Annotated in this window: 24 protein-coding genes, 1 pseudogene and 1 riboswitch; of the genes and pseudogenes, 13 read left to right on the plus strand and 12 right to left on the minus strand. The window is 64.0% G+C overall.

From position 1 onward, the window contains the following. Positions 1 to 69: 69 nt before the first annotated feature. Positions 70 to 1,056, minus strand: a complete 987-nt coding sequence (locus KHO27_RS00100; protein ID WP_110703065.1) for an NAD(P)/FAD-dependent oxidoreductase — start codon at positions 1,054 to 1,056, stop codon at positions 70 to 72. A gap of 185 nt (positions 1,057 to 1,241) precedes the next feature. Between KHO27_RS00100 and KHO27_RS00105 the strand changes: the two genes are divergently transcribed. Together KHO27_RS00105 and hemH are read left to right on the plus strand one after the other, a co-directional pair. Beyond that, the gene (locus KHO27_RS00105; protein ID WP_110703068.1) at positions 1,242 to 2,147 is read left to right on the plus strand and encodes a TIGR01777 family oxidoreductase; all 906 of its coding nucleotides are present in this window, start codon (positions 1,242 to 1,244) and stop codon (positions 2,145 to 2,147) included. Positions 2,148 to 2,160: 13 nt separating this feature from the next. After that, the gene (hemH, locus tag KHO27_RS00110; protein WP_214501001.1) at positions 2,161 to 3,174 is read left to right on the plus strand and encodes a ferrochelatase; all 1,014 of its coding nucleotides are present in this window, start codon (positions 2,161 to 2,163) and stop codon (positions 3,172 to 3,174) included. 52 nt (positions 3,175 to 3,226) lie between these two features. Here hemH and KHO27_RS00115 read toward each other — a convergent pair whose 3' ends face one another. Next, positions 3,227 to 4,501, minus strand: a complete 1,275-nt coding sequence (locus tag KHO27_RS00115; protein WP_038707351.1) for a uracil-xanthine permease family protein — start codon at positions 4,499 to 4,501, stop codon at positions 3,227 to 3,229. Between the two features lie 2 nt (positions 4,502 to 4,503). Further along, positions 4,504 to 5,142, minus strand: a complete 639-nt coding sequence (gene upp / locus KHO27_RS00120; protein WP_023630748.1) for a uracil phosphoribosyltransferase — start codon at positions 5,140 to 5,142, stop codon at positions 4,504 to 4,506. Between the two features lie 165 nt (positions 5,143 to 5,307). Here upp and KHO27_RS00125 point away from each other — a divergent pair, with 165 nt between their 5' ends. The 4 genes from KHO27_RS00125 (at position 5,308) to KHO27_RS00140 (ending at position 7,273) form a co-directional block, all read left to right on the plus strand. Continuing rightward, a complete protein-coding gene (locus KHO27_RS00125; RefSeq protein ID WP_023630749.1) occupies positions 5,308 to 5,865 on the plus strand; it encodes a hypoxanthine-guanine phosphoribosyltransferase in 558 nt (185 codons plus the stop codon). Positions 5,866 to 5,867: 2 nt separating this feature from the next. Next, positions 5,868 to 6,341, plus strand: a complete 474-nt coding sequence (locus KHO27_RS00130) for a WbuC family cupin fold metalloprotein (protein WP_110703074.1) — start codon at positions 5,868 to 5,870, stop codon at positions 6,339 to 6,341. A 100-nt stretch (positions 6,342 to 6,441) separates the two neighbouring features. Continuing rightward, the gene (locus tag KHO27_RS00135) at positions 6,442 to 6,912 is read left to right on the plus strand and encodes a hypothetical protein (RefSeq protein ID WP_110703077.1); all 471 of its coding nucleotides are present in this window, start codon (positions 6,442 to 6,444) and stop codon (positions 6,910 to 6,912) included. A 70-nt stretch (positions 6,913 to 6,982) separates the two neighbouring features. Then, positions 6,983 to 7,273 (plus strand): PA4642 family protein, encoded by a 291-nt coding sequence (locus tag KHO27_RS00140; protein WP_110703080.1) that lies wholly within the window; start codon positions 6,983 to 6,985, stop codon positions 7,271 to 7,273. A gap of 77 nt (positions 7,274 to 7,350) precedes the next feature. On the opposite strand, the gene mqo is transcribed toward KHO27_RS00140, so the two are convergent. Further along, positions 7,351 to 8,856 (minus strand): malate dehydrogenase (quinone), encoded by a 1,506-nt coding sequence (gene mqo, locus KHO27_RS00145; protein WP_102685299.1) that lies wholly within the window; start codon positions 8,854 to 8,856, stop codon positions 7,351 to 7,353. 605 nt (positions 8,857 to 9,461) lie between these two features. Beyond that, positions 9,462 to 9,695 (minus strand): hypothetical protein, encoded by a 234-nt coding sequence (locus KHO27_RS00150; RefSeq protein WP_102685298.1) that lies wholly within the window; start codon positions 9,693 to 9,695, stop codon positions 9,462 to 9,464. A 143-nt stretch (positions 9,696 to 9,838) separates the two neighbouring features. Between KHO27_RS00150 and KHO27_RS00155 the strand changes: the two genes are divergently transcribed. After that, positions 9,839 to 10,423 carry a YajG family lipoprotein gene (locus KHO27_RS00155; RefSeq protein WP_023630961.1) on the plus strand — a complete coding sequence of 195 codons (585 nt, stop codon included), beginning with the start codon at positions 9,839 to 9,841 and terminating at the stop codon, positions 10,421 to 10,423. 146 nt (positions 10,424 to 10,569) lie between these two features. Here KHO27_RS00155 and KHO27_RS00160 read toward each other — a convergent pair whose 3' ends face one another. Beyond that, positions 10,570 to 10,776 (minus strand): hypothetical protein, encoded by a 207-nt coding sequence (locus KHO27_RS00160; RefSeq protein ID WP_046857121.1) that lies wholly within the window; start codon positions 10,774 to 10,776, stop codon positions 10,570 to 10,572. Between the two features lie 158 nt (positions 10,777 to 10,934). Here KHO27_RS00160 and KHO27_RS00165 point away from each other — a divergent pair, with 158 nt between their 5' ends. Further along, complete coding sequence (locus tag KHO27_RS00165) at positions 10,935 to 11,195, plus strand: hypothetical protein (protein ID WP_110703083.1); 261 nt, start codon at positions 10,935 to 10,937, stop codon at positions 11,193 to 11,195. A gap of 111 nt (positions 11,196 to 11,306) precedes the next feature. Here the strand turns inward: KHO27_RS00165 and KHO27_RS00170 are convergent, their stop codons facing one another. After that, positions 11,307 to 12,473, minus strand: coding sequence for a 1-acyl-sn-glycerol-3-phosphate acyltransferase (locus KHO27_RS00170; protein WP_110703086.1), 1,167 nt, complete (start codon positions 12,471 to 12,473; stop codon positions 11,307 to 11,309). Between the two features lie 125 nt (positions 12,474 to 12,598). On the opposite strand from KHO27_RS00170, the gene KHO27_RS00175 reads away from it, so the two are divergent. From KHO27_RS00175 to KHO27_RS00185, 3 genes are read left to right on the plus strand one after another with little or no spacing between them, the layout of a single operon-like run. Next, the gene (locus KHO27_RS00175) at positions 12,599 to 12,781 is read left to right on the plus strand and encodes a CPXCG motif-containing cysteine-rich protein (RefSeq protein ID WP_110703088.1); all 183 of its coding nucleotides are present in this window, start codon (positions 12,599 to 12,601) and stop codon (positions 12,779 to 12,781) included. Further along, complete coding sequence (locus KHO27_RS00180) at positions 12,781 to 13,041, plus strand: putative signal transducing protein (RefSeq protein WP_023630964.1); 261 nt, start codon at positions 12,781 to 12,783, stop codon at positions 13,039 to 13,041. The genes KHO27_RS00175 and KHO27_RS00180 overlap by 1 nt, the downstream gene beginning before the upstream one ends. 15 nt (positions 13,042 to 13,056) lie before the next feature. Further along, the gene (locus tag KHO27_RS00185; RefSeq protein ID WP_110703091.1) at positions 13,057 to 13,677 is read left to right on the plus strand and encodes an SOS response-associated peptidase; all 621 of its coding nucleotides are present in this window, start codon (positions 13,057 to 13,059) and stop codon (positions 13,675 to 13,677) included. A gap of 106 nt (positions 13,678 to 13,783) precedes the next feature. On the opposite strand, the gene KHO27_RS26425 is transcribed toward KHO27_RS00185, so the two are convergent. Together KHO27_RS26425 and KHO27_RS26430 are read right to left on the minus strand one after the other, a co-directional pair. Next, the gene (locus tag KHO27_RS26425; RefSeq protein WP_371919247.1) at positions 13,784 to 14,626 is read right to left on the minus strand and encodes a methyl-accepting chemotaxis protein; all 843 of its coding nucleotides are present in this window, start codon (positions 14,624 to 14,626) and stop codon (positions 13,784 to 13,786) included. Positions 14,627 to 14,638: 12 nt separating this feature from the next. Next, positions 14,639 to 15,925 (minus strand): annotated as a pseudogene (locus KHO27_RS26430) (methyl-accepting chemotaxis protein); the annotation flags it as partial. Positions 15,926 to 16,077: 152 nt separating this feature from the next. Between KHO27_RS26430 and KHO27_RS00195 the strand changes: the two are divergent. Further along, positions 16,078 to 16,893 carry a M48 family metallopeptidase gene (locus KHO27_RS00195; RefSeq protein ID WP_023631454.1) on the plus strand — a complete coding sequence of 272 codons (816 nt, stop codon included), beginning with the start codon at positions 16,078 to 16,080 and terminating at the stop codon, positions 16,891 to 16,893. An 87-nt stretch (positions 16,894 to 16,980) separates the two neighbouring features. Here the strand turns inward: KHO27_RS00195 and KHO27_RS00200 are convergent, their stop codons facing one another. From KHO27_RS00200 to KHO27_RS00210, 3 genes are all read right to left on the minus strand, one after another. Beyond that, positions 16,981 to 17,565 (minus strand): TMEM165/GDT1 family protein, encoded by a 585-nt coding sequence (locus tag KHO27_RS00200; RefSeq protein ID WP_177485989.1) that lies wholly within the window; start codon positions 17,563 to 17,565, stop codon positions 16,981 to 16,983. Positions 17,566 to 17,655: 90 nt separating this feature from the next. Further along, positions 17,656 to 17,777, minus strand: a riboswitch (yybP-ykoY riboswitch). 38 nt (positions 17,778 to 17,815) lie between these two features. Then, positions 17,816 to 18,814 carry a methyltransferase gene (locus KHO27_RS00205; RefSeq protein WP_110700668.1) on the minus strand — a complete coding sequence of 333 codons (999 nt, stop codon included), beginning with the start codon at positions 18,812 to 18,814 and terminating at the stop codon, positions 17,816 to 17,818. 44 nt (positions 18,815 to 18,858) lie between these two features. Beyond that, positions 18,859 to 19,824: a 2-hydroxyacid dehydrogenase gene (locus tag KHO27_RS00210; protein ID WP_111531678.1), complete on the minus strand. Its 966-nt coding sequence runs from the start codon at positions 19,822 to 19,824 to the stop codon at positions 18,859 to 18,861. A 190-nt stretch (positions 19,825 to 20,014) separates the two neighbouring features. On the opposite strand from KHO27_RS00210, the gene KHO27_RS00215 reads away from it, so the two are divergent. Next, positions 20,015 to 21,697 carry a fatty acid--CoA ligase gene (locus KHO27_RS00215; RefSeq protein ID WP_214501002.1) on the plus strand — a complete coding sequence of 561 codons (1,683 nt, stop codon included), beginning with the start codon at positions 20,015 to 20,017 and terminating at the stop codon, positions 21,695 to 21,697. The last annotated feature ends 36 nt before the right edge of the window (positions 21,698 to 21,733 follow it).

A 21,733-nucleotide genomic window follows, 5' to 3' on the forward strand; every position in this document is an offset into this window, starting at 1 on the left:
TGTACAAGGCAATTTCAGCACAGATGTAAACTTATACAAACAAATTTATTGTATAAGTTTTAGGAGCGACTACTCCAGATGCTCCAGCAAGCGCCTGGCGGCTTCCTGGCCGCTGAGCCAGGCGCCCTCGACGCGCCCGGACAGGCACCAGTCGCCACAGGCGTACAGGCCCAGGTCGGCATCGGCCAGTGTGCCCCACTCATGGTTGCTGGTTGGGCGAGCGTAGAGCCAGCGGTGGGCGAGGGCAAAGGTTGGCGCGGGTACCACGCACCCGACCAGTTCGGCGAACTCACCCCGCAGCTGCTCGATCACTTCCTCCTTGGCAAGGTCAATATGCTGCCTGCTCCAGCTGGAGGTGGCATGCAGCACCCAGGTGTCGAGGTGATCGTCACGGCCTGGCTTGCTGCGGTTGCGCGCCAGCCAGTCGAGCGGGTTGTCCTGGACGAAGCAGCCCTGCATGGGGGTGTCAAGTGGTGTCTCGAAGCCCAGGGCGATGGCCCAGGTCGGCTCCATCTGTACACCGGCGGCAACCGCCGCGAGTTTCGGCGCGGCCGCCAGCAGCGGTGTGGCCTGAGGGGCCGGCACGGCGATCACCACGCGGCTGAACGGCCCATGGCTGCAGCCTTCGGTGTCCTGCAGGTGCCAGTACTGCTTGCCACGGAACACTTCGGCGATGCGGCAGCCGAAATTGACCGTGACATCCTTGAGCAGGCCACGGGTGATGGCGCTCATGCGCGGCACGCCGACCCAGCGGACCTGTTCGTCGGGGGAGGGCGTCAGTTCGCCATCGCGGTAGTTGTACAACTGCGGTTTCCACTGCTCGGCCCAGCCTGAGGCGACCCAGTGCTGGACCTGTTCGACGAAGCGCCGGTCACGTGCCGTGAAGTACTGCGCGCCCAGGTCGAGGGCCCCGGCCTCGCTGCGCTTGCTGGCCATGCGGCCTCCGCTGCCATGGCCCTTGTCGAACAGGTGGACGGTCTGCCCGGCCTTCTGCAGGGCCTGGGCTGCGGACAGGCCGGCGATACCGGCTCCGATGATGGCGATGGGTACTGTCATGATGGCCTCTTCGAACCTAGCTTTACGCAGCGTACGCTGCCAGGCAAACCTGTACAATGCACAATGTTTGTATAAGGTTATTCCGCTCGATAGGCAGGTGGCCTATGTTTATCCGAGAGCGATCGGTCAAAAAAGTGCCTTGATCTTAAAAATAGACCACGGCCGCCAACTGTGAGGACACAGCCATGCATATATTGCTGACCGGCGGTACCGGCCTTATCGGCCAACACCTTTGCCAACGGTGGCAGGCCGACGGCCATCGGCTGACGGTCTGGAGCCGCCGGCCGGAACAGGTGGCGAAAATCTGTGGCACTGGAGTGCGTGGCGTCGCGCGGCTGGACGATATCGCCGCCGACGACCCAGTGGATGCGGTCATCAACCTGGCCGGCGCGCCCATCGCCGATCGTCCCTGGACTGCGGCGCGCCGCACCCTGCTCTGGGCCAGCCGGGTGGCGCTCACCGAGCAGCTGCTGGCCTGGCTGGAGCGCCGCGACCAGCGCCCGTCGGTGCTGATCTCGGGCTCTGCGGTGGGCTGGTACGGCGACGGCGGCGAGCGCGAGCTCACGGAGAGCTCGGCCCCGGTGAAGGAGGACTTCGCCAGCCAGCTGTGCATCGCCTGGGAGGAGACTGCCCTGCGTGCGCAGGCATTGGGTATCCGCGTCGTGCTGGTGCGCACCGGCCTGGTGCTGGCTGCCGATGGCGGCTTTTTGTCGCGCCTGCGCCTGCCCTACAAACTGGGCCTTGGCGGGCCATTGGGCGATGGTCGGCAGTGGATGCCTTGGGTGCATATCGACGATCAAATCGCCTTGATTGATTTTCTCATGCAGCAAAAGGAAGCCAGCGGTCCCTATAATGCCTGCGCGCCGGAGCCGGTACGCAACCGCGAGTTCGCCAAGCGCCTGGGGCGCACCTTGCATCGTCCGGCATGGATGCCGATGCCGGCGCTGCTGCTCAAGGCCGGGCTCGGCGAGATGTCGACGCTGCTGCTCGGTGGCCAGCGCGCCCGCCCTGTGCGTCTGCTGGCGGCGGGTTTCACGTTCCGTTTCAACGATCTGCAATCGGCGTTGGACAACCTGTCCAGCCGCCTCTGACATAGGACGCTGCATGACCGATCATGCCCTGCTGCTGGTCAACCTCGGTTCGCCGGCTTCCACCTCGGTGGCCGACGTGCGCCGCTACCTCAACCAGTTCCTGATGGACCCGTACGTGATCGATCTGCCCTGGCCGGTGCGGCGGTTGCTGGTGTCGCTGATCCTGATCAAGCGGCCGGAGCAGTCTGCCCATGCCTATGGGTCGATCTGGTGGGACGAAGGCTCGCCCCTGGTGGTACTGACCCGCCGCCTGCGCCAGGCGATGGTCGAGCATTGGCCCCATGGCCCGGTGGAAATCGCCATGCGCTATGGCGAGCCGGCACTGCCTGGCGTGCTCGAGCGCCTGGCTGCGCAAGGTGTGTGCAAGGTGACGTTGGCACCGCTTTATCCACAGTTCGCCGACAGTACCGTGACCACGGTGGTGGAACTGGCGAAGCAGACCATCGCCGAGCGCCGGCTGCCCCTGCAGACCCGCGTGCTCCAGCCGTTCTACGAGCATCCCGACTATATCGAGGCATTGGTCGCCAGCGCCCGCCCGTACCTCGAGCAAGACTACGATCACCTGTTGCTGAGCTTCCATGGTTTGCCTGAGCGACACCTGAAAAAGCTCGACCCCACCGGCAATCACGATTTCCAGGCTGCCGACTGCTGCAAGGACGCCAGCGCCGAGATGCGCGCGGTGTGTTATCGCGGCCAGTGCCTGGCCACGGCCAGGGCGTTCGCTGCGAAGATGGGTATCCCGGACGGCAAGTGGTCAGTATCGTTCCAGTCGCGTCTGGGTCGGGCCAAGTGGATCGAGCCATACACCGAAACGCGTCTGGATGAGCTGGGCAAGGCGGGAGTGAAGAAGTTGCTGGTGATGTGTCCGGCGTTTGTCGCCGACTGCATCGAGACACTGGAAGAGATCGGTATGCGCGGCAGTGAGCAGTTCGTCGAGGCCGGCGGCAAGGAGCTGGTGCTGGTGCCGTGCCTGAACGATCACCCGGAGTGGGTGAGGGTGCTGGCGGAGATGTGCGAGAAGGCCTGACCAAGTATTCGTGGGAGCAGGTTAGCCCGCTCCCACGAACGCAGCGGCCCGATCAGGGCAACTGATCATCCAGCTTCTTGTTCTTCCAGCCATCATTGCCCGGCAGGATCAGGTTCAGGGCAATGGCCACCACGGCGCACAGGGCGATGCCCTTCAGGCCCCAGTCGTCCGGGCCGTCACCGCTGCCGATCAGCACGCCGCCGATACCGAACACCAGGGTCACCGAGACAATCACCAGGTTGCGGGCTTCGGCCAGGTCGATCTTGTGGCGGATCATGGTGTTCATGCCCACCGCGGCGATCGAGCCGAACAACAGGCAGAGAATGCCGCCCATCACCGGCACCGGAATGCTCTGCAGCAATGCGCCGAATTTGCCGATGAAGGCCAGGGTGATGGCGAAGACCGCCGCCCAGGTCATGATCTTCGGGTTGTAGTTCTTGGTCAGCATCACCGCGCCGGTCACTTCGGCGTAGGTGGTGTTGGGCGGGCCGCCGAACAGGCCGGCTGCCGTGGTGGCCAGGCCGTCACCCAGCAGCGTGCGGTGCAGGCCGGGTTTTTTCAGGTAGTCGCGGCCGGTCACGCTGCCCACCGCAATCACCCCGCCGATGTGTTCGATCGCCGGGGCCAGGGCCACGGGCACGATGAACAGAATGGCCTGCCAGTTGAAGGCTGGCGCGGTGAAGTTGGGCAGTTCCAGCCATGGGGCCGCGGCGATCTTGGCAGTGTCGACCACGCCGAAGGCGAACGACAGAGCGAAGCCCACCAGCACGCCGGAGATGATCGGTACCAGACGGAATATGCCTTTGCCGAACACGGCCACGATCAGCGTGGTCAGCAGTGCCGGCATGGAGATCAGCATGGCGGTCTTGTACGGCATCAGCGCAGCGCCGTCACCACCCTTGCCCATCGCCATGTTGGCGGCAATCGGCGCCATGGCCAGGCCGATGGAAATGATCACCGGGCCGATGACCACCGGCGGCAGCATGCGGTCGATGAAGCCGGTGCCCTTGATTTTCACCATCAGGCCCATGAAGGTGTACACGAAGCCTGCCGCCATGACGCCGCCCATGGTCTCGGCCAGGCCGAACTGGCCCTTGGCGAGGATGATCGGGGTGATGAAAGCGAAGCTCGAGGCCAGGAACACCGGAACCTGACGGCCCGTGACCAGCTGGAACAGCAGGGTGCCGATGCCGGCGGTGAACAGCGCCACATTGGGGTCGAGGCCGGTGATCAGCGGCATCAGCACCAGCGCGCCGAATGCCACGAAGAGCATCTGCGCGCCCGAAACGACCTGGCGCCAGAGCGGGTCGTTGAAGCCGTCCTGCATGGTCAGGCGTCCTTCTGCTTGGTGCCGAAGATCTTGTCGCCGGCATCACCCAGGCCCGGCACGATGTAGCCGTGCTCGTTGAGGCGCTGGTCGATCGAGGCGGTATAGATCTGCACGTCCGGGTGGGCTTTTTCCACCACTTCGATGCCTTCGGGCGCCGCGACCAGGACCATGGCGCGGATTTCCTTGCAGCCGGCTTTTTTCAGCAGGTCGATGGTGGCGACCATCGAGTTGCCGGTGGCCAGCATCGGGTCGATGATCAGGGCCAGGCGCTGGTTGATATCCGGCGCGAGCTTCTCGAGGTAGGTATGGGCCTCGAGGGTTTCTTCGTTGCGGGCCACGCCCACGGCGCTGACTTTGGCGCCGGGGATCAGGCTGAGCACGCCGTCGAGCATGCCGATGCCGGCGCGCAGGATCGGCACTACGGTGATCTTCTTGCCGGCGATTTTCTCGACTTGCACCTTGCCGCACCAGCCGTCGATCTCGTAGGTTTCGAGCGGCAGGTCCTGGGTGGCTTCATAGGTCAGCAGTGCACCGACTTCCTGGGCGAGTTCGCGAAAATTCTTGGTGCTGATATCGGCACGGCGCATCAGGCCGAGCTTGTGGCGGATCAGCGGATGGCGGATCTCACGAGTAGGCATAGGGGGAGGGCTCCGGGAGGCGGGCAAAAAAACCGCGCTAGATTAATCTATTCAGTCCTTGATGTCGTGCAGTCATTGTGCACGTTAGTCCATAAAGGCTTGATCTGGGACGAGCGGATGCGTACCTTTGCCCGCTTTTCCAAAACGCACCCCCTGGAGAGCGCCATGTCCGCCGATCTCGAGCATATCCGTCAAGTGATGCGCGAGGCTGATTGCCTGTACAACGAAGCCGAGGTCGAGGCCGCCATCGCCGAGGTCGGCAAACAGATCTGCAAGGACCTGCACGACAAGAACCCGGTGGTCTTCTGCGTGATGAACGGTGGCCTGATCTTCTCCGGCAAGCTGCTGACCCACCTGCAGTTCCCGTTGGAGGCCTCGTACCTGCACGCCACCCGTTACCGCAACACCACCAGCGGTGGCGAGCTGTTCTGGAAGGCCAAGCCGGAAGTGTCGTTCATCGACCGTGACGTGCTGATCGTCGACGATATCCTCGACGAAGGGCACACCCTCAGCGCCATCATCGAGTTCTGCAAGCACGCCGGCGCCCGCGCCGTGCACACCGCAGTGCTGATCGACAAGGACCACGACCGCAAGGCCAGCCCGGACCTGAAGGCCACCTACACCGGCTTGTCGTGCGTCGATCGCTACGTCTTCGGCTACGGCATGGACTACAAGGGCTACTGGCGCAACGCCAACGGCCTCTTCGCCGTCAAGGGGATGTGAGCATGCGCCAGCCTGCGTTCCTCGATCAGTCGTTGTTCGTCGGGCTGGTACAAAAGGCCGCCGAGAGTCCGCGTGGTCGTCAGCACCACAACTTCCACCAGATGGAAGAGCCCTGCCACCGCATGGCGGTGGGTTTGCAGCCAGCTACCTACATCCCACCGCACAGGCACCTGAGTGACGACAAGGCCGAGGTCCTGATCGTCCTCAAGGGGCGCTTGGGGTTGCTGATCTTCGATGACCTGGGACAGGTCACCGACAAACGTGTGCTGCAGGCGGGCGGCGAGTGTCTTGGGGTCGACCTGGTGCCAGGCACCTACCATGGCCTGGTGGTGCTCGAGGCCGACAGCGTCATGTTCGAGTGCAAGGCCGGGCCGTACCGGGCGGTGGGCGAGGGGGAGCACGCTCACTGGGCGCCGCGTGAAGGTGAAGCGGCTGTTGCCGAGTATCACGCCTGGATGCGCGCGCAGTTCGATTGAGCTTGTGCCCAATCTTGAGCCCGCTCCCTTACTTCAGGACCGGGCTTGCTCCGCGACAGGGCCTGTGCGTAGAGTGCCTGCTCATGCCAAGGAGCCCTACATGCGTGCGATCGTCCCCCTCTTGATGGCGGTGAGCCTGCCGCTTGCCGCCGCACCGCTGCACAGCCAGTTCCTCCCTCCTGACGACCTCTCACTGCGCCAGGAAGCACCGGCCAGCCAGCAACTGCTGCAGGTCACCGACTATAGCGTGGTGGTCGGCACCCAGCGCCAGTCCGACCAGCAGCCGATCCCGATCACCTCCTCCTTGCTGGTGCGCCTGAAGGGCAAGCCGCTGAGCAAGGGCTCGACCATCGGCCAGGTCCTGCTCAATTTCGACGGCGAGGGCGGCAAGAGCCTGAAGAAACCGGTGTACGACGACAAGACCCGCACCCTGACGCTCAACTACCCGCTGGCCAACTACCGTGTGGTCATGGACCTGCTGCGTAACGAGACGCTCTACGTTCAGTTCCTCACCTATGCCAACGGCCATATCTGGGCGGATCTGCACACCGGCACCGTACGTACGCGTTGAGGCTCGCCGTCGCCGGGGGGTAAACTGCCGGCCTTCGAAAATGTCCGTGATGGTCCAGTTGGAGTCGGCGATGCGTAAAGACAAGAAACAAGTGATTGGTGACGAGATCAGCGACGAGTACATCAAGACGTTCCTGCAGTTCGAGCCGGCCGATGGCCTGACTTCGCCTTCGCATCACAAGCTGATCAAGGGATACCGCGGCTTGCGCGTCGACGACTTCGAACGTTACGTCGGTTTCTTCGTGGCGGCCGGCTACGACCTGGATGGCAAGGACGAACATGGCAAGACTTTCGTCGAGGCCATCGCCGACCAGCGCAATGCGCCGGAGTACATCGAGATCATCGACAACGCCCGAGTTTGATCCGTGGCGTCGCTCCCACGAGGGTTTGCCCGCAAACAAAAAAACGCCCCGAAGGGCGTTTTTTTGTTTCAGCCGGATCAGGCGTAATGCTTGGCCGGGCTGTTTTCCACCAGCTCCAGCGCCACATCGTTTTCAGCGCTGATCTTGTGGTACAGGGCCGCGTCGGTGGCCAGGGTCTTCTCACGGGCGGGGAAGATTTCCTTGAGCTTGGCCGCCCAGGCGCCCTTGGCCTGCTCGGGGAAGCAGCGCTCGATCAGCTCGAGCATGATCGACACGGTCACCGAGGCGCCCGGCGATGCGCCAAGCAGCGCGGCCAGGCTGCCGTCCTCGGCCGAGACCAGCTCGGTGCCGAACTGCAGGATGCCGCCTTTCTTCGGATCCTTCTTGATGATCTGCACGCGCTGGCCGGCCACCTCCAGGCGCCAGTCCTCGGCTTTCGCCTCCGGATAGAAGCGGCGCAGCGATTCCAGGCGCTGCTCCATGGATTGCATCACTTCGCTGACCAGGTACTTGGTCAGGTCCATGTTGTCACGGGCCACGGCTAGCATCGGGCCGATGTTGCCCATGCGCACCGACAACGGCAGGTCCATGAAGGAGCCGTGCTTGAGGAACTTGGTGGTGAAGCCGGCGTATGGCCCGAACAGCAGCGATTTCTTGCCGTCGACCACGCGGGTGTCCAGGTGCGGCACCGACATCGGCGGGGCGCCGACCGCCGCCTGGCTATAGACCTTGGCCTGGTGCTGCTTGACGATTTCCGGGTTGTCGCAACGCAGCCACTGGCCGCTGACCGGGAAGCCGCCGAAGCCCTTGCTTTCGGGGATGCCGGACACCTGCAGCAGGGGCAGGGCGGCGCCACCGGCACCGAGGAAGACGAAGCGGGCGTCCACTTCACGGCTGCCGCCGCTGTTGACGTCCTTGATGCTCACGGTCCAGCCGCTGCCGTTGCGGCGCAGGCCGACGACCTTCTTGCTGTACTTGACCTGGGCATCCGGCGAGTCGCCAAGCAGCTTGAGGAGCTTGTTGGTGAGGGCGCCGAAGTTGACGTCGGTGCCCTTCATCACGCGGGTGGCGGCGATGTGCTGGTCGGCCGGGCGACCTGGCATCATCAGCGGCATCCAGTCCTTCATCACGGCCTTGTCTTCGGTGTATTCCATCTCGGCGAAGGCGTGGTGCTGCTTGAGCAGCTCGAAACGCTTCTTGAGGAACGAAACGCCCTTGTCACCTTCGACATAGCTCAGGTGCGGCACCGGGTTGATGAAGGCGCGCGGCGAGCCGAAGTTGCCTTTGCGGCTCAGGTAGGCCCAGAACTGGCGCGAAACCTCGAACTGGGTGTTGATGTGCACGGCCTTCTTGATGTCGATGCTGCCATCGGCGGCCTGCGGGGTGTAATTGAGCTCGCACAGGCCGGCATGGCCGGTACCGGCGTTGTTCCAGGGGTTGGAACTCTCCGCGGCTCCGGAGTCCATCGCCTCGACGACCTCGAGCTTCAGGGTCGGGTCGAGCTCCTTGAGCAGTACGGCCAGGGTGGCACTCATGATGCCCGCGCCTACCAGTACCACATCAACCGATTCGTTCTGCGCCATTAACGCGTCTCCACAATCTACAGCACCTAATTGACAGCATAGGATCCCTGGGTTGGCCAGGATCGCCATGTCCGACTCTTCGCAGTTCTTGCAACTTCCGCGGACACCGCCAATCAGTCTTGGGTGTTCGGCTATTGAACGCCCATTGCCACGGGTGCGGCAATTCGACTTATGGTCAAGTGGTCCGTCGTGCGTTATGGACCGGCCTCAGGCATTCATCAGGGATGAGCGCTTTTGCCGTCTGTTCAGGGCTGTTCGGTACACATCTGCCGCTCTTGCACATGCCAGACTGTTCATTTGCTCGCCACACTCTCGTGAAGTTGTGAAAAACCGTTTTTTCACGCTCTTTTGGAGTCGTGAACCTCAAAAGTGGACTGCGCGATGGCAACCCGCAGGTTCATGCGCAGCGGACGGCCGGAAACAGCAGGCACGACAGCCAATGCAAGACCTGAGTGGAAGGCTCTCTGTGGGCGAAGCGTCGAGGGTGCCGGGTTGAAGCGGCGAATGCGGGGCCCGATCAGGAGACGTCCTTATAATCGGGGGGAGATTATAACGATGTCGCGGGCGGAAAGGGCGTACTTGTTGGGTTTTTATTGCAGCGTTTGTCAGGCTGCGAGGGTGCGTTGCTGCCAACGGCGCGTTGCACCGTCGCAAACCCGGGCGCTGGCCGGTAGCGGGTGGCCCAGCCAGGCCAGTCGCGCTTCGCTGACCGGCACCCAGGTGCCGTTGCCCGGTGGTGTGGCGCAGTGCTTGAAGGCCAGGCAGGTGCCATCGCTGTCGAGGCGGGCGTAGGTGGCGTGGCGCGGGCGGTGGAAGAGCAGGGTCCAGAGCGAGGCCATGACGTGGCGTCCTGTGAGTGAGGGCTGGCGCAAGGATAAACGCAGGGGCATGAAACGATTGTGACAAGCGGGCCGGGCGATGGCTGGCGTGTGGCGCGCTAGGTATACTGTGGGCCTTTGCCGCTTTTTCTGGAGAAATGCGCATGTTGCAACGTCTGTTGGTCGGTTTGTTCGCGGTGGCCAGCCTGAGCCTGGCCGGTTGTGCCCACAGCCCGCAGCAACTCAGCCCGCAACCCAAGCTCACCCAGCAATTGGCTCCGGTCGGCCACGGCCAGCCGGTGGTGGTCAGGGTTGTCGACGGGCGCGCCTCGCAGTCGCTCGGCACCCGTGGTGGCATGTACCCCGAGACCAGCACCATCACCGTCAATGGCAATGACGTGGTGCCCAAGCTGCAGGCCCAGGCCGAGGCGGCGGTGCGCCTGCTGGGCTTCACCCCGACGCCGAATGCCGGCAATGCCCCGCAGTTGACCGTGACCCTGGCCGAGCTCAAGTACCAGTCGCCCAAGGACAAGATGTACGTGACCGAGGCGACCATCGGTGCCACCTTCCGCGCTGACGTGTCGAATGCCAACCGTCGCTACAGCGGCCGTTACGGTGCGTCGCTGGACCAGCGCTTCGGCATGGCGCCGAACCAGGAAACCAACACCAAGCTGGTGAGTGACGTGCTCAGCGATGCCCTGACCCGCCTGTTCAAGGACCCGACCGTCGGTCAGGTACTGGGCGAGTAAGCACGCCGATACCGCGTAAAAAAGCCCGCTGCCTGCGAAACAGGCAGCGGGCTTTTTCATGGCTGTATCTAGTGTGGTGTTTCACAAATAACGACCATAACTCGCGAGTGATTGGTCGTATTTGCAAAACACCACACTAGGACCGATCAGGCGGCCTGGACGTGAAAGTCCAGCAGGCTGATGCCAGTGTGCGGGTCGATCTCCGGCAGGTCATCATGGGCATGCCCGCCCAGGGCGCAATATACCAGCCACTGGCGGTCCTGGACGTTGATCGCGAAGCCGTCGATCAGCGCCTGTTGTTCGTCGCTCTGGGCCACGAGGTAGAGGCGGTCCTGGTTTTCGGCGTGCAGCATGACTAGCTCCGGTCAGTTGAAGACCGACAGGGTGGCCTGTCTTGATGACGGGCGTGTGACAGATGAAATTCGATGACAGCTGGTCGCAAAGTGGCGGTGGTTGAAGTCGGCTTGGGTAGAATGCCGGGCTTTGCCACACGTGATACCGAGGTCGCGTAATGTCGTTGCAAGTGCTCTGGGGCTTCCTGGCCGCCCATCCGGCCAAGCTGATCAATCTGCTGGCGTTGCTGATCACCTGCCCGGGCGGGCTGCTGCTGCATGGCGCCCGACGCCGCGAGGCGCTCGTGAAGGAAAGCCTGGCGATGGATGAAGGTGTGGTGGACGTACTCGAGCAGCGGGTGCCGCGCTATTACTACATCCTCGGTTTCTGCTGCCTGGCGATGGCGTTGCTGCTGTCCTGGTTCAGCACCTGGATCTAAAGGCGTTTCGGTTGCTGCGTGGGAGCGGGCTTGACCCGCGATTGCATATTTTCGGGCGACGCTGTCACCTGAGTTGACACTATCGCGGGGCAAGCCCGCTCCCACGTCTCGTCAGACCGATGCCGGCTGCCGCTTCACCTGGTACTGATTGCGCACGGGGGTCGCGTACTGCTGCACCAGGTACGGCTGCTGCTCGACCGGGCAGGCATCCAGCCGGCGCTGCCACTCTTCCTTGGCCTTGGCCAGTTCATCGGCCGGGAACAGCTTCTCCGCGCTCGGCACTTCGAGTGCCGCATCCTTCTCTGCCCACATCGCATAGGCCAGGTAATGCACCGGGAACAGCCGGTAGCCGCCGAGGATCTGCCGGTCGATGGCCTGCGCCAGCTGCTTGGTGTCCTCGTGGTACTCGGTCACCGGGGGGGCGAAGTTGATGTGAACCCGCCCTTTGTAGCCGGTGATGCCCTGGGCGATGCTGTTGTCGTCCTCGCCGGGTGCCTTCTTGTAGGTGCCGGTGGTGGCGCGGATGTACAGCTCGCGGGCCTTGGCCTGGTCGCAGGGGTCGTACTCGTAGCTGATCGACACGGGGATCAGGTTCAGGCTCTGGATCACCGCGCCGAACGGTTCGTCCTTGCGGCTCATGTGGAACATTTTCAGGATCGCCGAATCGGTGCGGTCGTCACCGTCCTTGGCGCGGCCTTCGGCCTGGGCGATCCAGATCGACGCGCCATCGTTGCGGATCGAGTGGTTGATATAGGCCGAGAGCAGTTGATAGGCGGCCAGTTTCTCGCGGCGGCCGCTGATCGAACGGTGCACGATGAAACTCTTGTTCAGGCGCATCATGTCGCTGACGAACGGCTTTTGCAGCAGGTTGTCGCCGATGGCGATGCGCGGTGTCGGCAGGCCGGCGTGGTACACCGCGTAGTTGACGAAGGCCGGGTCCATCACGATGTCGCGGTGGTTGGCCAGGAACAGGTAGGCGGTACCGGACTTGAGCTGTTCGACACCGCTGTAGGTGACGCCGTCGGTAGCGCGGTCGATGGTGCGGTCGACGTAGTACTCGACCTTGTCCTGCAGCGTGGACACGCAGGTCACGCCGGCAAATTCCTTGCGCAGGCGCCGGGCGATCAGTGGTTTGAGCAGCCAGCCGAAGGCACCCGCCGCGCGCGGAAAGCGGAAGTGGGTGAGGATATCGAGGAATGCCGGGTCGCTGAGCAGGCGTGCCAGCACAGCAGGGACCTCAGCGTCGTCGTACGGTCGGATGGCATCGAATTCGCCCATCATGCTCTCTTGTTGGAAACGGCTAGGGTAATTAGGTAGGGGCGGGCTCCGAAAAACGGCTCGGACGCACACAGGCCCTGTAAACAGACCGGCAATTATACGCACAAGTCACTCCGGAGGCCGCGATGCTGGAAACTGCGCTCTACGATTGCCCTTATTGTGGCGAGGAAGTCGAAACCACGGTGGACTTGTCCGGCGGTGACCAGCAATACATCGAGGACTGCCAGGTGTGCTGCAAGCCCATTCGCTTCGTGCTGCAGGTCCATGGTGAGGAGTGGATGCTGGATGTCTTTGGCGAGAACGACTGATGCGGCGAATCTATGAACCGGAAAGCCTGCTGGAGGCCCAGGTGCTGGTGGGCATGCTGGCCAGCGAAGGCATCGAGGTGCACCTGGTCGGGCGCGACCTGATGGGCGCCGTGGGCGAGTTGCCGATGCACGGCTTGCTCGGCCTGGCGGTGCCCGACGAGCAGGCCGGGTACGCACGGCAGCTGATCGATGAGTACAATGCCGCCCAGCCGCTTGCCGGTGACGAACCGGAGAGTTATCCCGGAACCCTGATCTGCTAGGTTTTGATTTCGCCCATGTGTGGACGCTACGCCCTGTTTCGCTGGTCCCAGAGCTTCGCCGGCCTGCCGGGCTTCCCCCCGGGCCAGAAGGCCCAATGGAACATCGCGCCCGGCGCCTCGGTCCTGATTCAACGCCAGGTCGACGGCCAGTTGCAGCTGGCCAGCGCTCGCTGGGGGCTGACCCCGGCCTGGCTCACCGACCTTTCCCGTACACCAGCCCAGGCCCGTGCCGAAACCCTCGCCGAGCAGCCGATGTTTCGCGAGCCCCTGCGCCAGCGGCGTTGCCTGATGCCCGCCAACGGCTTCTACGAATGGCGCGGCACGGCGCGCAAGCGCCCGTACTGGGTGACACCGGGGGAGGGTGCGTCATTGTTCTTCGCCGCGGTGTGGGAGGTCTACCCGGTGCAGGAACAAGAGTGGTTGAGTTGTGCGGTGGTGACGCAAGCGGCGATGAACCAGCGTCGGCCGCTGATTCTGGACGAGGCCGAGCAGGCGCTGTGGCTGGATCCCGACACGCCGATGGCGAAGCTGCACGAGTTGCTGGCCAAGCCGCCGACGGCGCTGCGTGAGCGGGCGCTGGCGTATTTCGTCAACGATCCGAAGCTCGATGGGCCGGAGTGCCTGACCCCGGCTTGAGCAAACAGCTTTTCTGGCGGGAGCGGGCTTGCCCCGCGATGGCGGTGGTGAGGCGAGGATCGTATCGCGGGGCAAGCCCGCTCCCACCCCCCGCCCCTTTTGATACCTACACCCTGAATTGATTGATCAGGCGGCGCTGCTGCTCCGCCAGCTTGGTCAGCTCGGCGCTGGCCTGGCTCGACTCGTCGGCACCGCCCGCCACTTCGCCTGCCACCTGGCCGATGTTGATCACATTGCGGTTGATGTCCTCGGCCACGGCACTCTGCTCCTCGGCGGCACTGGCGATCTGGGTGTTCATGTCGTTGATTACCGACACCGCCTGGGTGATGCTTTCCAGCGCCTCGGCGGCGCGGCTGGCCTGCAGCACGCTGTCGTCGGTCTTGCCCTGGCTGTCCTCCATCACCTTGACCACCTCGCGGGTGCCCTGCTGCAACTGCTGGATCATCTGCTGGATTTCCTCGGTCGCCTGCTGGGTCTTCTGCGCCAGGTTGCGCACTTCGTCGGCGACCACGGCAAAGCCGCGACCCTGCTCGCCGGCGCGAGCGGCCTCGATGGCGGCGTTGAGCGCCAGCAGGTTGGTCTGTTCGGCAATGGCGCGGATGGCCACGAGGATGGCATTGATGTTTTCGCTGTCGCGGGCCAGGTCCTGGACCACCGTGACTGCGCGGCCGATCTCGCTGGCCAGGGCGCTGATGGCGCTGGAGGTGTCGCGCACGATTTCCAGGCCCTGGTTGGCGGCGCGGTCGGCCGCGCTGGCGGCCTGGGCCGCTTGCGTGGCGTTGCGCGCTACATCCTGGGCGGTAGCGGTCATTTCATGCACGGCGGTGGCCACCTGGTCGATCTCGGCCATCTGCTTGTGCACGCCCTGGTTGGTACGGATGGCGATGTCGGCGGTGTGCTCGGACGAGTCGCTGACCTTCTGCACCGAACCCACCACCTGGCTGATCATGGCCTGTAACTTGGCCAGGAAGGTATTGAAGCCCTTGGCGATGGCACCCAGTTCGTCGGCACGGTCGCTGTGCAGGCGACGGGTCAGGTCGCCTTCGCCCTGGGCGATGTCGTCGAGCATCGCCACCATCTGCCTGAGCGGGCGGGCGATGCCCAGGGCCAGCAGCCAGATCACCAGCAGGCCAAGGGCGGCGATGCCGAGGCCGACGAGGGTCATGCCGGTGATATCGGTACGACGCTGTTCGGCCAGGTCCTGCTGCAGTTGGTTGACTTCGGCCATCACGGCGCTCAGCGGCAGTTCCAGCAGCAGTGTCCAGCGCGCATCGGTGTTGGCGACCTTGAACGGCAGGTACAGCTCGATGCGATCCTTGCCGGCGTCCACTTCGTAGTGCAGGGTTTCGCCGCTGAGGTTCTTGAGCGTGCCGGCTTCGTCGCTGTCCAGCACATCGCTGGCCTTCTCGCCGAATTTCGCCGGGTCACGGGTATAGGCCACCAGGCGGCCGTTGCTGGAAACCAGCGCCAGCTCCCCGGCGCCGTCGTACAGCTGGCGATCGGCGGCATTGAGCAGGTCCTGGATGAAGTTCACCGACAGGTCGGCGCCGGCCATGCCCTGGAACTGGCCATCGACCATGATCGGTTCGACGAACGACGCCAGCATGACCATCTTGTCGCCCACTTTATAAGGCGCGGGGTCGATCACGCAGGCCTTCTTCGACTCTTTGGGGCACAGGTAGTACTCGCTGGCGCGCACGCCGGTGGCGAGCACTGTGCGGTCGTCGACATCGGCCAGCTTGTCCTGGCCAAGGCTGCCATCACCATTGCGGAACCACCAGGGCAGGAAGCGGCCGTTGGCGCTGTCGATACCCACCAGGCTACTGCCGACGTAGCGGGCATCGGCATGGTCGAGGGCGTTGGGCTCCCAGCCAAGGTAAGCGCCGAGCACGCTTGGGTTGACCTCCACGGTGCGCTTGAGCTGGTTGATCAGGTGCTCGCGGTCGACCCGCATCAGCGCTTGGCCGTCGCTTGCCTGCATGCCGAGCATGGCGTTGCCGGTGGCCAGGCTGCGGGCGATCGACAGCGGGGCTTCGAGGCCGCGCTGGATTTCGCTGACCTGGGTGCGTGCCAGGGCGGTGAGGCGCTGCTCGATGACGTTCTCGAACTGTTGCTGGGTGCGCTGTTGCACCAGCGCCTGGGTGCGTTGCCCGGAGTAGACGGCGTACAGCACCAGGGCCGCGACAATGCTCAGCACGATGGCACCGGCCAGGGCGGCCACGGAAAACTGGATCGACTTGAACTTCATGGCAAAGCTCCGCGCGCAAGGAGGTCGTTACCGAGTGTTATCGGCGGGCTAATACCAAAGCATGAGGACCTTGTCAGAAATCTTACCCGCGGCTCTGGCAGGGGCGGGCGTCTGGGCCTAGGATACGCGGCACGTAAAAAGGGAGTGTTTTCATGCGTAAGTCATTCGTTGTCAGCATGCTGACGGTCGGCGTCCTGCTTGGCGGCTGTCAGGCGGTCAATACCACCAGTGGTGGTGCCGTGGGCGTGCAACGCCAGCAATACATGTTCAGCATGCTTTCGACCGATGAGGTCAACAAGATGTACGCCCAGTCCTACCAGCAGACCCTCGGCGAGGCGTCGAGCAAGGGCGTGCTGGACAAAAGCAGCAATGATGCCAAGCGCGTGCAGGCCATCGCCAAGCGCCTGATCGCCCAGGCACCGCAGTTCCGGCCGGATGCCGCGCAGTGGAACTGGGAAGTCAACGTGATCAAGAGCGACGAGCTCAATGCCAACTGCGGCCCGGGCGGCAAGATCATCGTCTATACCGGGCTGATCGATCAGCTCCAGCTGACCGATGCCGAGATCGCCGCGGTGGTGGGTCATGAAATCGCTCATGCCCTGCGCGAGCACAGCCGTGAAGCGATGTCCAAGGCCTACGGCGTGGAAATGGCCCGCCAGGGCGCCGGCGCGATCTTTGGCCTGGGGCAGGACAGCATGGCCATGGCCGACACCGTGGTGAACTACGCCATGACCCTGCCCAACAGCCGTGCCAACGAGAACGAAGCCGACCTGATCGGCCTGGAACTGTCGGCCCGTGCCGGCTATGACCCGAACGCCGCGATCACCCTGTGGAACAAGATGAGCAAGGCGTCCGAAGGCGCGCCGCCAGAGTTCATGAGCACCCACCCGGCTTCGAGCAGCCGTATCGCTTCGTTGCAGGCGGCGATTCCGAAGGTGATGCCGCTGTATCAGGCGGCCAAGAAGTAAAAGCAGCTACAAGCTACAAGCTTCAAGCGGCAAGTCAGGATGCACCTGCTCTTTCTTGCCGCTTGTAACTTGCCACTTGCCGCTGCTTCACCCTATCCAGCCACTGGTCTTCATCGCCGAATACACCGCGACGATGGCCAGCACCACGAACGCGGTCGCCGCCAGGCGACGGATCAGCGTCAGCGGCAGTTTCTCCGCCGCGAAGTTGCCCGCCAGCACCACCGGCACGTTGGCGATCAGCATGCCCAGGGTGGTGCCGATGATCACCATGATCAGGTGCGGATACTGGGCGGCCAGCATCACCGTGGCCACTTGGGTCTTGTCGCCGATTTCCGCCAGGAAGAACGCGATCAGCGTGGTCACGAATGGCCCGAACCGTCGTGCGTTGCTGGATTCTTCATCGTCCATCTTGTCCGGTACCAGGGTCCACAGCGCGGTGGCGGTGAAGCTCGCGGCGAGGATCCAGTGCAGCACCGACTCGGTAAAGAAGCTGCTGACCCAGGCGCCGACCGCGCCAGCGGCGGCATGGTTGGCCAGCGTCGCGGCGACGATCCCGGCAATGATCGGCCAGGGCTTGCGGAAACGGGCGGCGAGGATGAGCGCGAGCAATTGCGTCTTGTCGCCGATTTCGGCAAGCGCGACGATCGCGGTAGGGACGAGCAATGATTCCAGCATCAGGATTCCTACGGGGGCGGGTCGACACGGCTATGACACGTACGACCTCCCCGCCCCGGGTAAGGTGTGCGTGTCATAGGTCTTGTCAAACCCTGGACCTGTCTGCGCAGATCGTGGGTCGCACGCGCCATGGCCTGTGGGCCAAGTGTGTTGACGCGTACCGGGCGAGCAGGGTGCTCGCGGGAGACTACTCCCCTAGGACGGAGCGGATTCTGCCTAGGCGAATCGCTTTCGGCAAGCCCTGTTTTTATCCATGTGTTGCGCGGTAGATGCGAAAACCTTGTGCTTCGGCACGGATCTCACAGTTGCCCAGAGCGCCTTCGATGAGCGGCTGGTAACGCAGGAAGCTGTTGGCTACCAAACGGATTTCCCCACTTTTTCGCAGATGTTCCCTGGATTTTTTCAGAAGATTTTCCGAGGCATGGTAGTCGGTGTGTACACCGGTATGGAACGGCGGATTGCTCAGGATAACGTCCAGGCCGCGGGGAGCGGCATCGATCCCGTCACCGCTGATCACCTCGCCTTCCAGGCCATTGGCGGCCAGGGTCAGGCGACTGGCCGCGACCGCGAAGGCGTCGACATCGAGCAAGGTGACCTGGCTCTGCGGATAGCGACGCTTGATCGTGGCGCCGAGCACCCCGGCACCACAGCCGAAGTCCAGGACATGGCCGATCGGCAGGCCGTCGAGGTGCTCCAGGAGCAGCGCGGTGCCCTTGTCCAGACGCCCGTGGCTGAACACGCCGGGCAGGCTGATCACCTGCAGCGGGCCATCTTCGAGGGGCAGTTCAAAGCGTTCGGCCAGGCTTTCCAGCGGCTTGGCCTCGGGCGCGTTGTCCACGGTCACCTGCCATAACTGGCAGTGGCGGGCGCTGTCGAGCTTGCGCGGCCTGCCGAAGGCCTGCAATTGCTTGGCCGCGCCTTCGACGCCGCCGCGTTTCTCCCCCACCAGGTACAGCGTGCGACCGGCAAGGCGCGAGGCCAGGGCGTTGAGCAGGTAGGCCGCCAGCTCGCGAGACTTGGGCAGGAACAGCACGGCGGCGTCGAAGGCTACCTCGGGCACCTCGACACCGTAATGGCTGCGCCCGGCGAAGCGGCTCTCGAGCACGGCCTGGTCGCCGGCATGCCAGGTCCAGCCGTGGGCCCCGGGCAACTGGCCGAGCAGGCCATCGGCCTGGGCGCCAGCGACCAGCAGTGGGCCTTGGAACAGCTCTGCCTGGCGGAGCAACACTTCACTGCGCGGGTCCATGGACGACGCCTCCTGAAAAAGTGGCGCAGTGTACCAGAGGCGGGTCAGCCGACCACGCGTCGCGGCTGACCGGCGAAGTAGGCCTGGGCGTTCTCGGCCAGCTGGCCGACGATGCGCTGGCGCGACTCTACCGCGCCCCAGGCGCTGTGCGGGGTGATGATCAGGCGGGGAATGTCCGCCGCCAGCAGTGGGTTGCCGTTGACCGGCGGTTCGACGCTCAGCACATCGCTGGCTGCGCCACCCAGGTGGCCGCCGCGCAGCGCGTCGGCCAGGGCCTGCTCGTCGATCAACCCGCCGCGGGCGGTGTTGACCACCAGTGCGCCGGGCTTGAGCAGCGCCAGCTCGCGGGCACCGATCATGTGCCGGGTCTGCTCGTTGAGCGGGCAGTGCAGGGTCAGGGCATCGACCTGCGGCAGCAGCTCATGCAGTGGCAGGCGGTCGGCCCGGGGCGGGCGGCCGGGGATCTGCCCGCTCAGCACGCGCATGCCGAAGGCCTCGGCCAGGCGCGCCACCGCGCCGCCCAGTTCGCCGTGGCCAAGCAGGCCAAGGGTCTTGCCCTCCAGCTCGACGATGGGGAAGTCCAGCAGGCAGAACTGGCTGGCCTTGGCCCATTGCCCGGCCTTCACCGCCTGCTCGTAGTCGCACAGGCGCGTGGCCAGGGCCAGCAGCAGGGCCAGGGTGTGCTGGGCCACCGACGGCGTGCCGTAGCCCTGGCAGTTGCTCACGGTGATGCCCTGGGCGCGGGCGGCGGCCAGGTCGACATTGTTGGTGCCGGTGGCCGCCACCAGGATCAGCTTGAGTTGCGGGTTGGCGGCGAGCGTGACGGCATCGAGCATCACTTTGTTGCTGATGGCGGCCACGGCACCTTGCAGGCGTTCGGCGACTTGCTCCGGGCGGGTCGTGGCATGCAGTTGCAACGTGTCGAACTGGGCATGCAGCGGCGAAAGGTCGAGGTCACCCAGGTCCAGTGACTGGTGATCGAGAAACACGGCGCGACGTGGGCTGGACATCTGGGGCTCCGGTGGCAGGGCAGGATGGGGTCGGCGCAGTGTCCGGCCCGGCGGCGCCGCTCGTCAACGGTAGCGCCTGCGCTCATACCTCTGCGGCACAAATCATTCCTTCGGCTGATTTGACCGCTGCGTCACCGAACTACAGTTGTTGCCTGAACTGTCCTGCCCGCTTTGAAGAAAAGGGATACCCATGTTGCAGACGCGCATCATCAAGCCCGCCGAGGGCGCTTACCAGTACCCGCTGCTGATCAAGCGCCTGCTGATGTCCGGCAGCCGCTACGAAAAGACCCGCGAGATCGTCTACCGCGATCAGCTCCGCCTCACCTACCCGCAACTGAACGAGCGCATCGCACGCCTGGCCAACGTGTTGACCGAGGCTGGTGTGAAGGCCGGCGACACCGTGGCGGTGATGGACTGGGACAGCCACCGCTATCTGGAATGCATGTTCGCCATCCCGATGATCGGCGCCGTGGTGCACACCATCAACGTGCGCCTGTCGCCGGAGCAGATCCTCTACACCATGAACCACGCCGAAGACCGCTTCGTGCTGGTCAACAGTGATTTCATCGGCCTCTACCAGGCCATCGCCGGGCAGCTGACCACGGTGCAAGGTACCGTGTTGCTGACCGATGGGCCGGACAAGTCTGCCGACCTGCCGGGCCTGCAAGGCGAGTACGAGCAGTTGCTGGCCGCGGCCAGCCCGCACTATGACTTTCCCGATTTCGATGAAAACTCGGTGGCCACCACCTTCTACACCACCGGTACCACGGGCAACCCCAAGGGCGTCTACTTCACCCATCGCCAGCTGGTGCTGCATACCTTGGCCGAAACCTCGGTACTCGGCAGCCTGGACAGCGTGAGGCTGCTGAGCAGCAACGATGTCTACATGCCGATCACGCCGATGTTCCATGTGCACGCCTGGGGCATCCCCTACGCGGCGACCATGATGGGGATCAAGCAGGTCTACCCCGGGCGTTATGAGCCGGACATGCTGATCAGGCTGTGGCGTGAGGAGAAGGTGACCTTCTCCCACTGCGTGCCGACCATCCTGCAGATGCTGCTCAACTGCCCGTCGGCAGCCGGCCAGGATTTCGGTGGCTGGAAGATCATCATCGGCGGCAGCGCGCTCAACCGCGCGCTGTATCAGGCTGCACTGGCCCGTGGCATCCAGCTCACCGCCGCCTACGGCATGTCCGAAACCTGCCCGCTGATCAGTGCCGCGCACCTGAACGACGAGCTGCAGGCCGGAAGCGAGGATGAGCGTACCAGCTACCGGATCAAGGCCGGGGTGCCGGTGCCATTGGTCGAGGCAGCCATCGTCGATGGCAATGGCAATTTCCTGCCTGCCGATGGCGAAACTCAGGGCGAACTGGTGCTGCGCGCGCCCTGGTTGACCATGGGTTATTTCCGCGAGCCGGAGAAGGGCGAGGAACTCTGGCAGGGTGGCTGGCTGCACACCGGCGATGTCGCCACGCTCGATGGCATGGGTTTCATCGATATTCGCGACCGCATCAAGGACGTGATCAAGACCGGTGGCGAGTGGATTTCTTCGCTCGACCTGGAAGACCTGATCAGTCGCCACCCTGCAGTACGAGAAGTGGCTGTTGTGGGCGTGCCTGACCCGCAGTGGGGGGAGCGCCCGTTTGCGCTGCTGGTGGTGCGCGAGGGGCAGAGCATCGAGGCGCGTGCGCTCAAGGAACATCTCAAGCCTTTCGTGGAGCAGGGACACATCAACAAGTGGGCGATTCCCAGCCAGATCGCCCTTGTTACTGAAATTCCCAAGACCAGCGTCGGCAAGCTCGACAAGAAGCGCATCCGCGTCGACATCAGCCAGTGGCAGGCCAGTAACAGCGCTTTCCTTTCCACCCTGTAACGCGGGCGCGGGTCGCGCTTTCTCAAGCGCGACCCC

This window comes from Pseudomonas sp. RC3H12 (assembly GCF_018596375.1).
Lineage (GTDB): Bacteria > Pseudomonadota > Gammaproteobacteria > Pseudomonadales > Pseudomonadaceae > Aquipseudomonas.

Coding starts and splice junctions, on each gene's coding strand:
- KHO27_RS00165 (WP_110703083.1), top strand. CDS start 10,935: ATGTCGTTGCAAGTGCTCTGGGGCTTCCTGGCCGCCCATCCGGCCAAG.
- KHO27_RS00125 (WP_023630749.1), top strand. CDS start 5,308: ATGTCCGCCGATCTCGAGCATATCCGTCAAGTGATGCGCGAGGCTGAT.
- KHO27_RS26425 (WP_371919247.1), bottom strand. CDS start 14,626: ATGATCAGCCAGGTGGTGGGTTCGGTGCAGAAGGTCAGCGACTCGTCC.
- KHO27_RS00170 (WP_110703086.1), bottom strand. CDS start 12,473: ATGGGCGAATTCGATGCCATCCGACCGTACGACGACGCTGAGGTCCCT.
- KHO27_RS00115 (WP_038707351.1), bottom strand. CDS start 4,501: ATGCAGGACGGCTTCAACGACCCGCTCTGGCGCCAGGTCGTTTCGGGC.
- hemH (WP_214501001.1), top strand. CDS start 2,161: ATGACCGATCATGCCCTGCTGCTGGTCAACCTCGGTTCGCCGGCTTCC.
- KHO27_RS00185 (WP_110703091.1), top strand. CDS start 13,057: ATGTGTGGACGCTACGCCCTGTTTCGCTGGTCCCAGAGCTTCGCCGGC.
- KHO27_RS00195 (WP_023631454.1), top strand. CDS start 16,078: ATGCGTAAGTCATTCGTTGTCAGCATGCTGACGGTCGGCGTCCTGCTT.
- KHO27_RS00215 (WP_214501002.1), top strand. CDS start 20,015: ATGTTGCAGACGCGCATCATCAAGCCCGCCGAGGGCGCTTACCAGTAC.
- KHO27_RS00150 (WP_102685298.1), bottom strand. CDS start 9,695: ATGGCCTCGCTCTGGACCCTGCTCTTCCACCGCCCGCGCCACGCCACC.
- KHO27_RS00155 (WP_023630961.1), top strand. CDS start 9,839: ATGTTGCAACGTCTGTTGGTCGGTTTGTTCGCGGTGGCCAGCCTGAGC.
- KHO27_RS00130 (WP_110703074.1), top strand. CDS start 5,868: ATGCGCCAGCCTGCGTTCCTCGATCAGTCGTTGTTCGTCGGGCTGGTA.
- mqo (WP_102685299.1), bottom strand. CDS start 8,856: ATGGCGCAGAACGAATCGGTTGATGTGGTACTGGTAGGCGCGGGCATC.
- KHO27_RS00180 (WP_023630964.1), top strand. CDS start 12,781: ATGCGGCGAATCTATGAACCGGAAAGCCTGCTGGAGGCCCAGGTGCTG.
- KHO27_RS00175 (WP_110703088.1), top strand. CDS start 12,599: ATGCTGGAAACTGCGCTCTACGATTGCCCTTATTGTGGCGAGGAAGTC.
- KHO27_RS00135 (WP_110703077.1), top strand. CDS start 6,442: ATGCGTGCGATCGTCCCCCTCTTGATGGCGGTGAGCCTGCCGCTTGCC.
- KHO27_RS00105 (WP_110703068.1), top strand. CDS start 1,242: ATGCATATATTGCTGACCGGCGGTACCGGCCTTATCGGCCAACACCTT.
- upp (WP_023630748.1), bottom strand. CDS start 5,142: ATGCCTACTCGTGAGATCCGCCATCCGCTGATCCGCCACAAGCTCGGC.
- KHO27_RS00210 (WP_111531678.1), bottom strand. CDS start 19,824: ATGTCCAGCCCACGTCGCGCCGTGTTTCTCGATCACCAGTCACTGGAC.
- KHO27_RS00100 (WP_110703065.1), bottom strand. CDS start 1,056: ATGACAGTACCCATCGCCATCATCGGAGCCGGTATCGCCGGCCTGTCC.
- KHO27_RS00140 (WP_110703080.1), top strand. CDS start 6,983: ATGCGTAAAGACAAGAAACAAGTGATTGGTGACGAGATCAGCGACGAG.
- KHO27_RS00160 (WP_046857121.1), bottom strand. CDS start 10,776: ATGCTGCACGCCGAAAACCAGGACCGCCTCTACCTCGTGGCCCAGAGC.
- KHO27_RS00205 (WP_110700668.1), bottom strand. CDS start 18,814: ATGGACCCGCGCAGTGAAGTGTTGCTCCGCCAGGCAGAGCTGTTCCAA.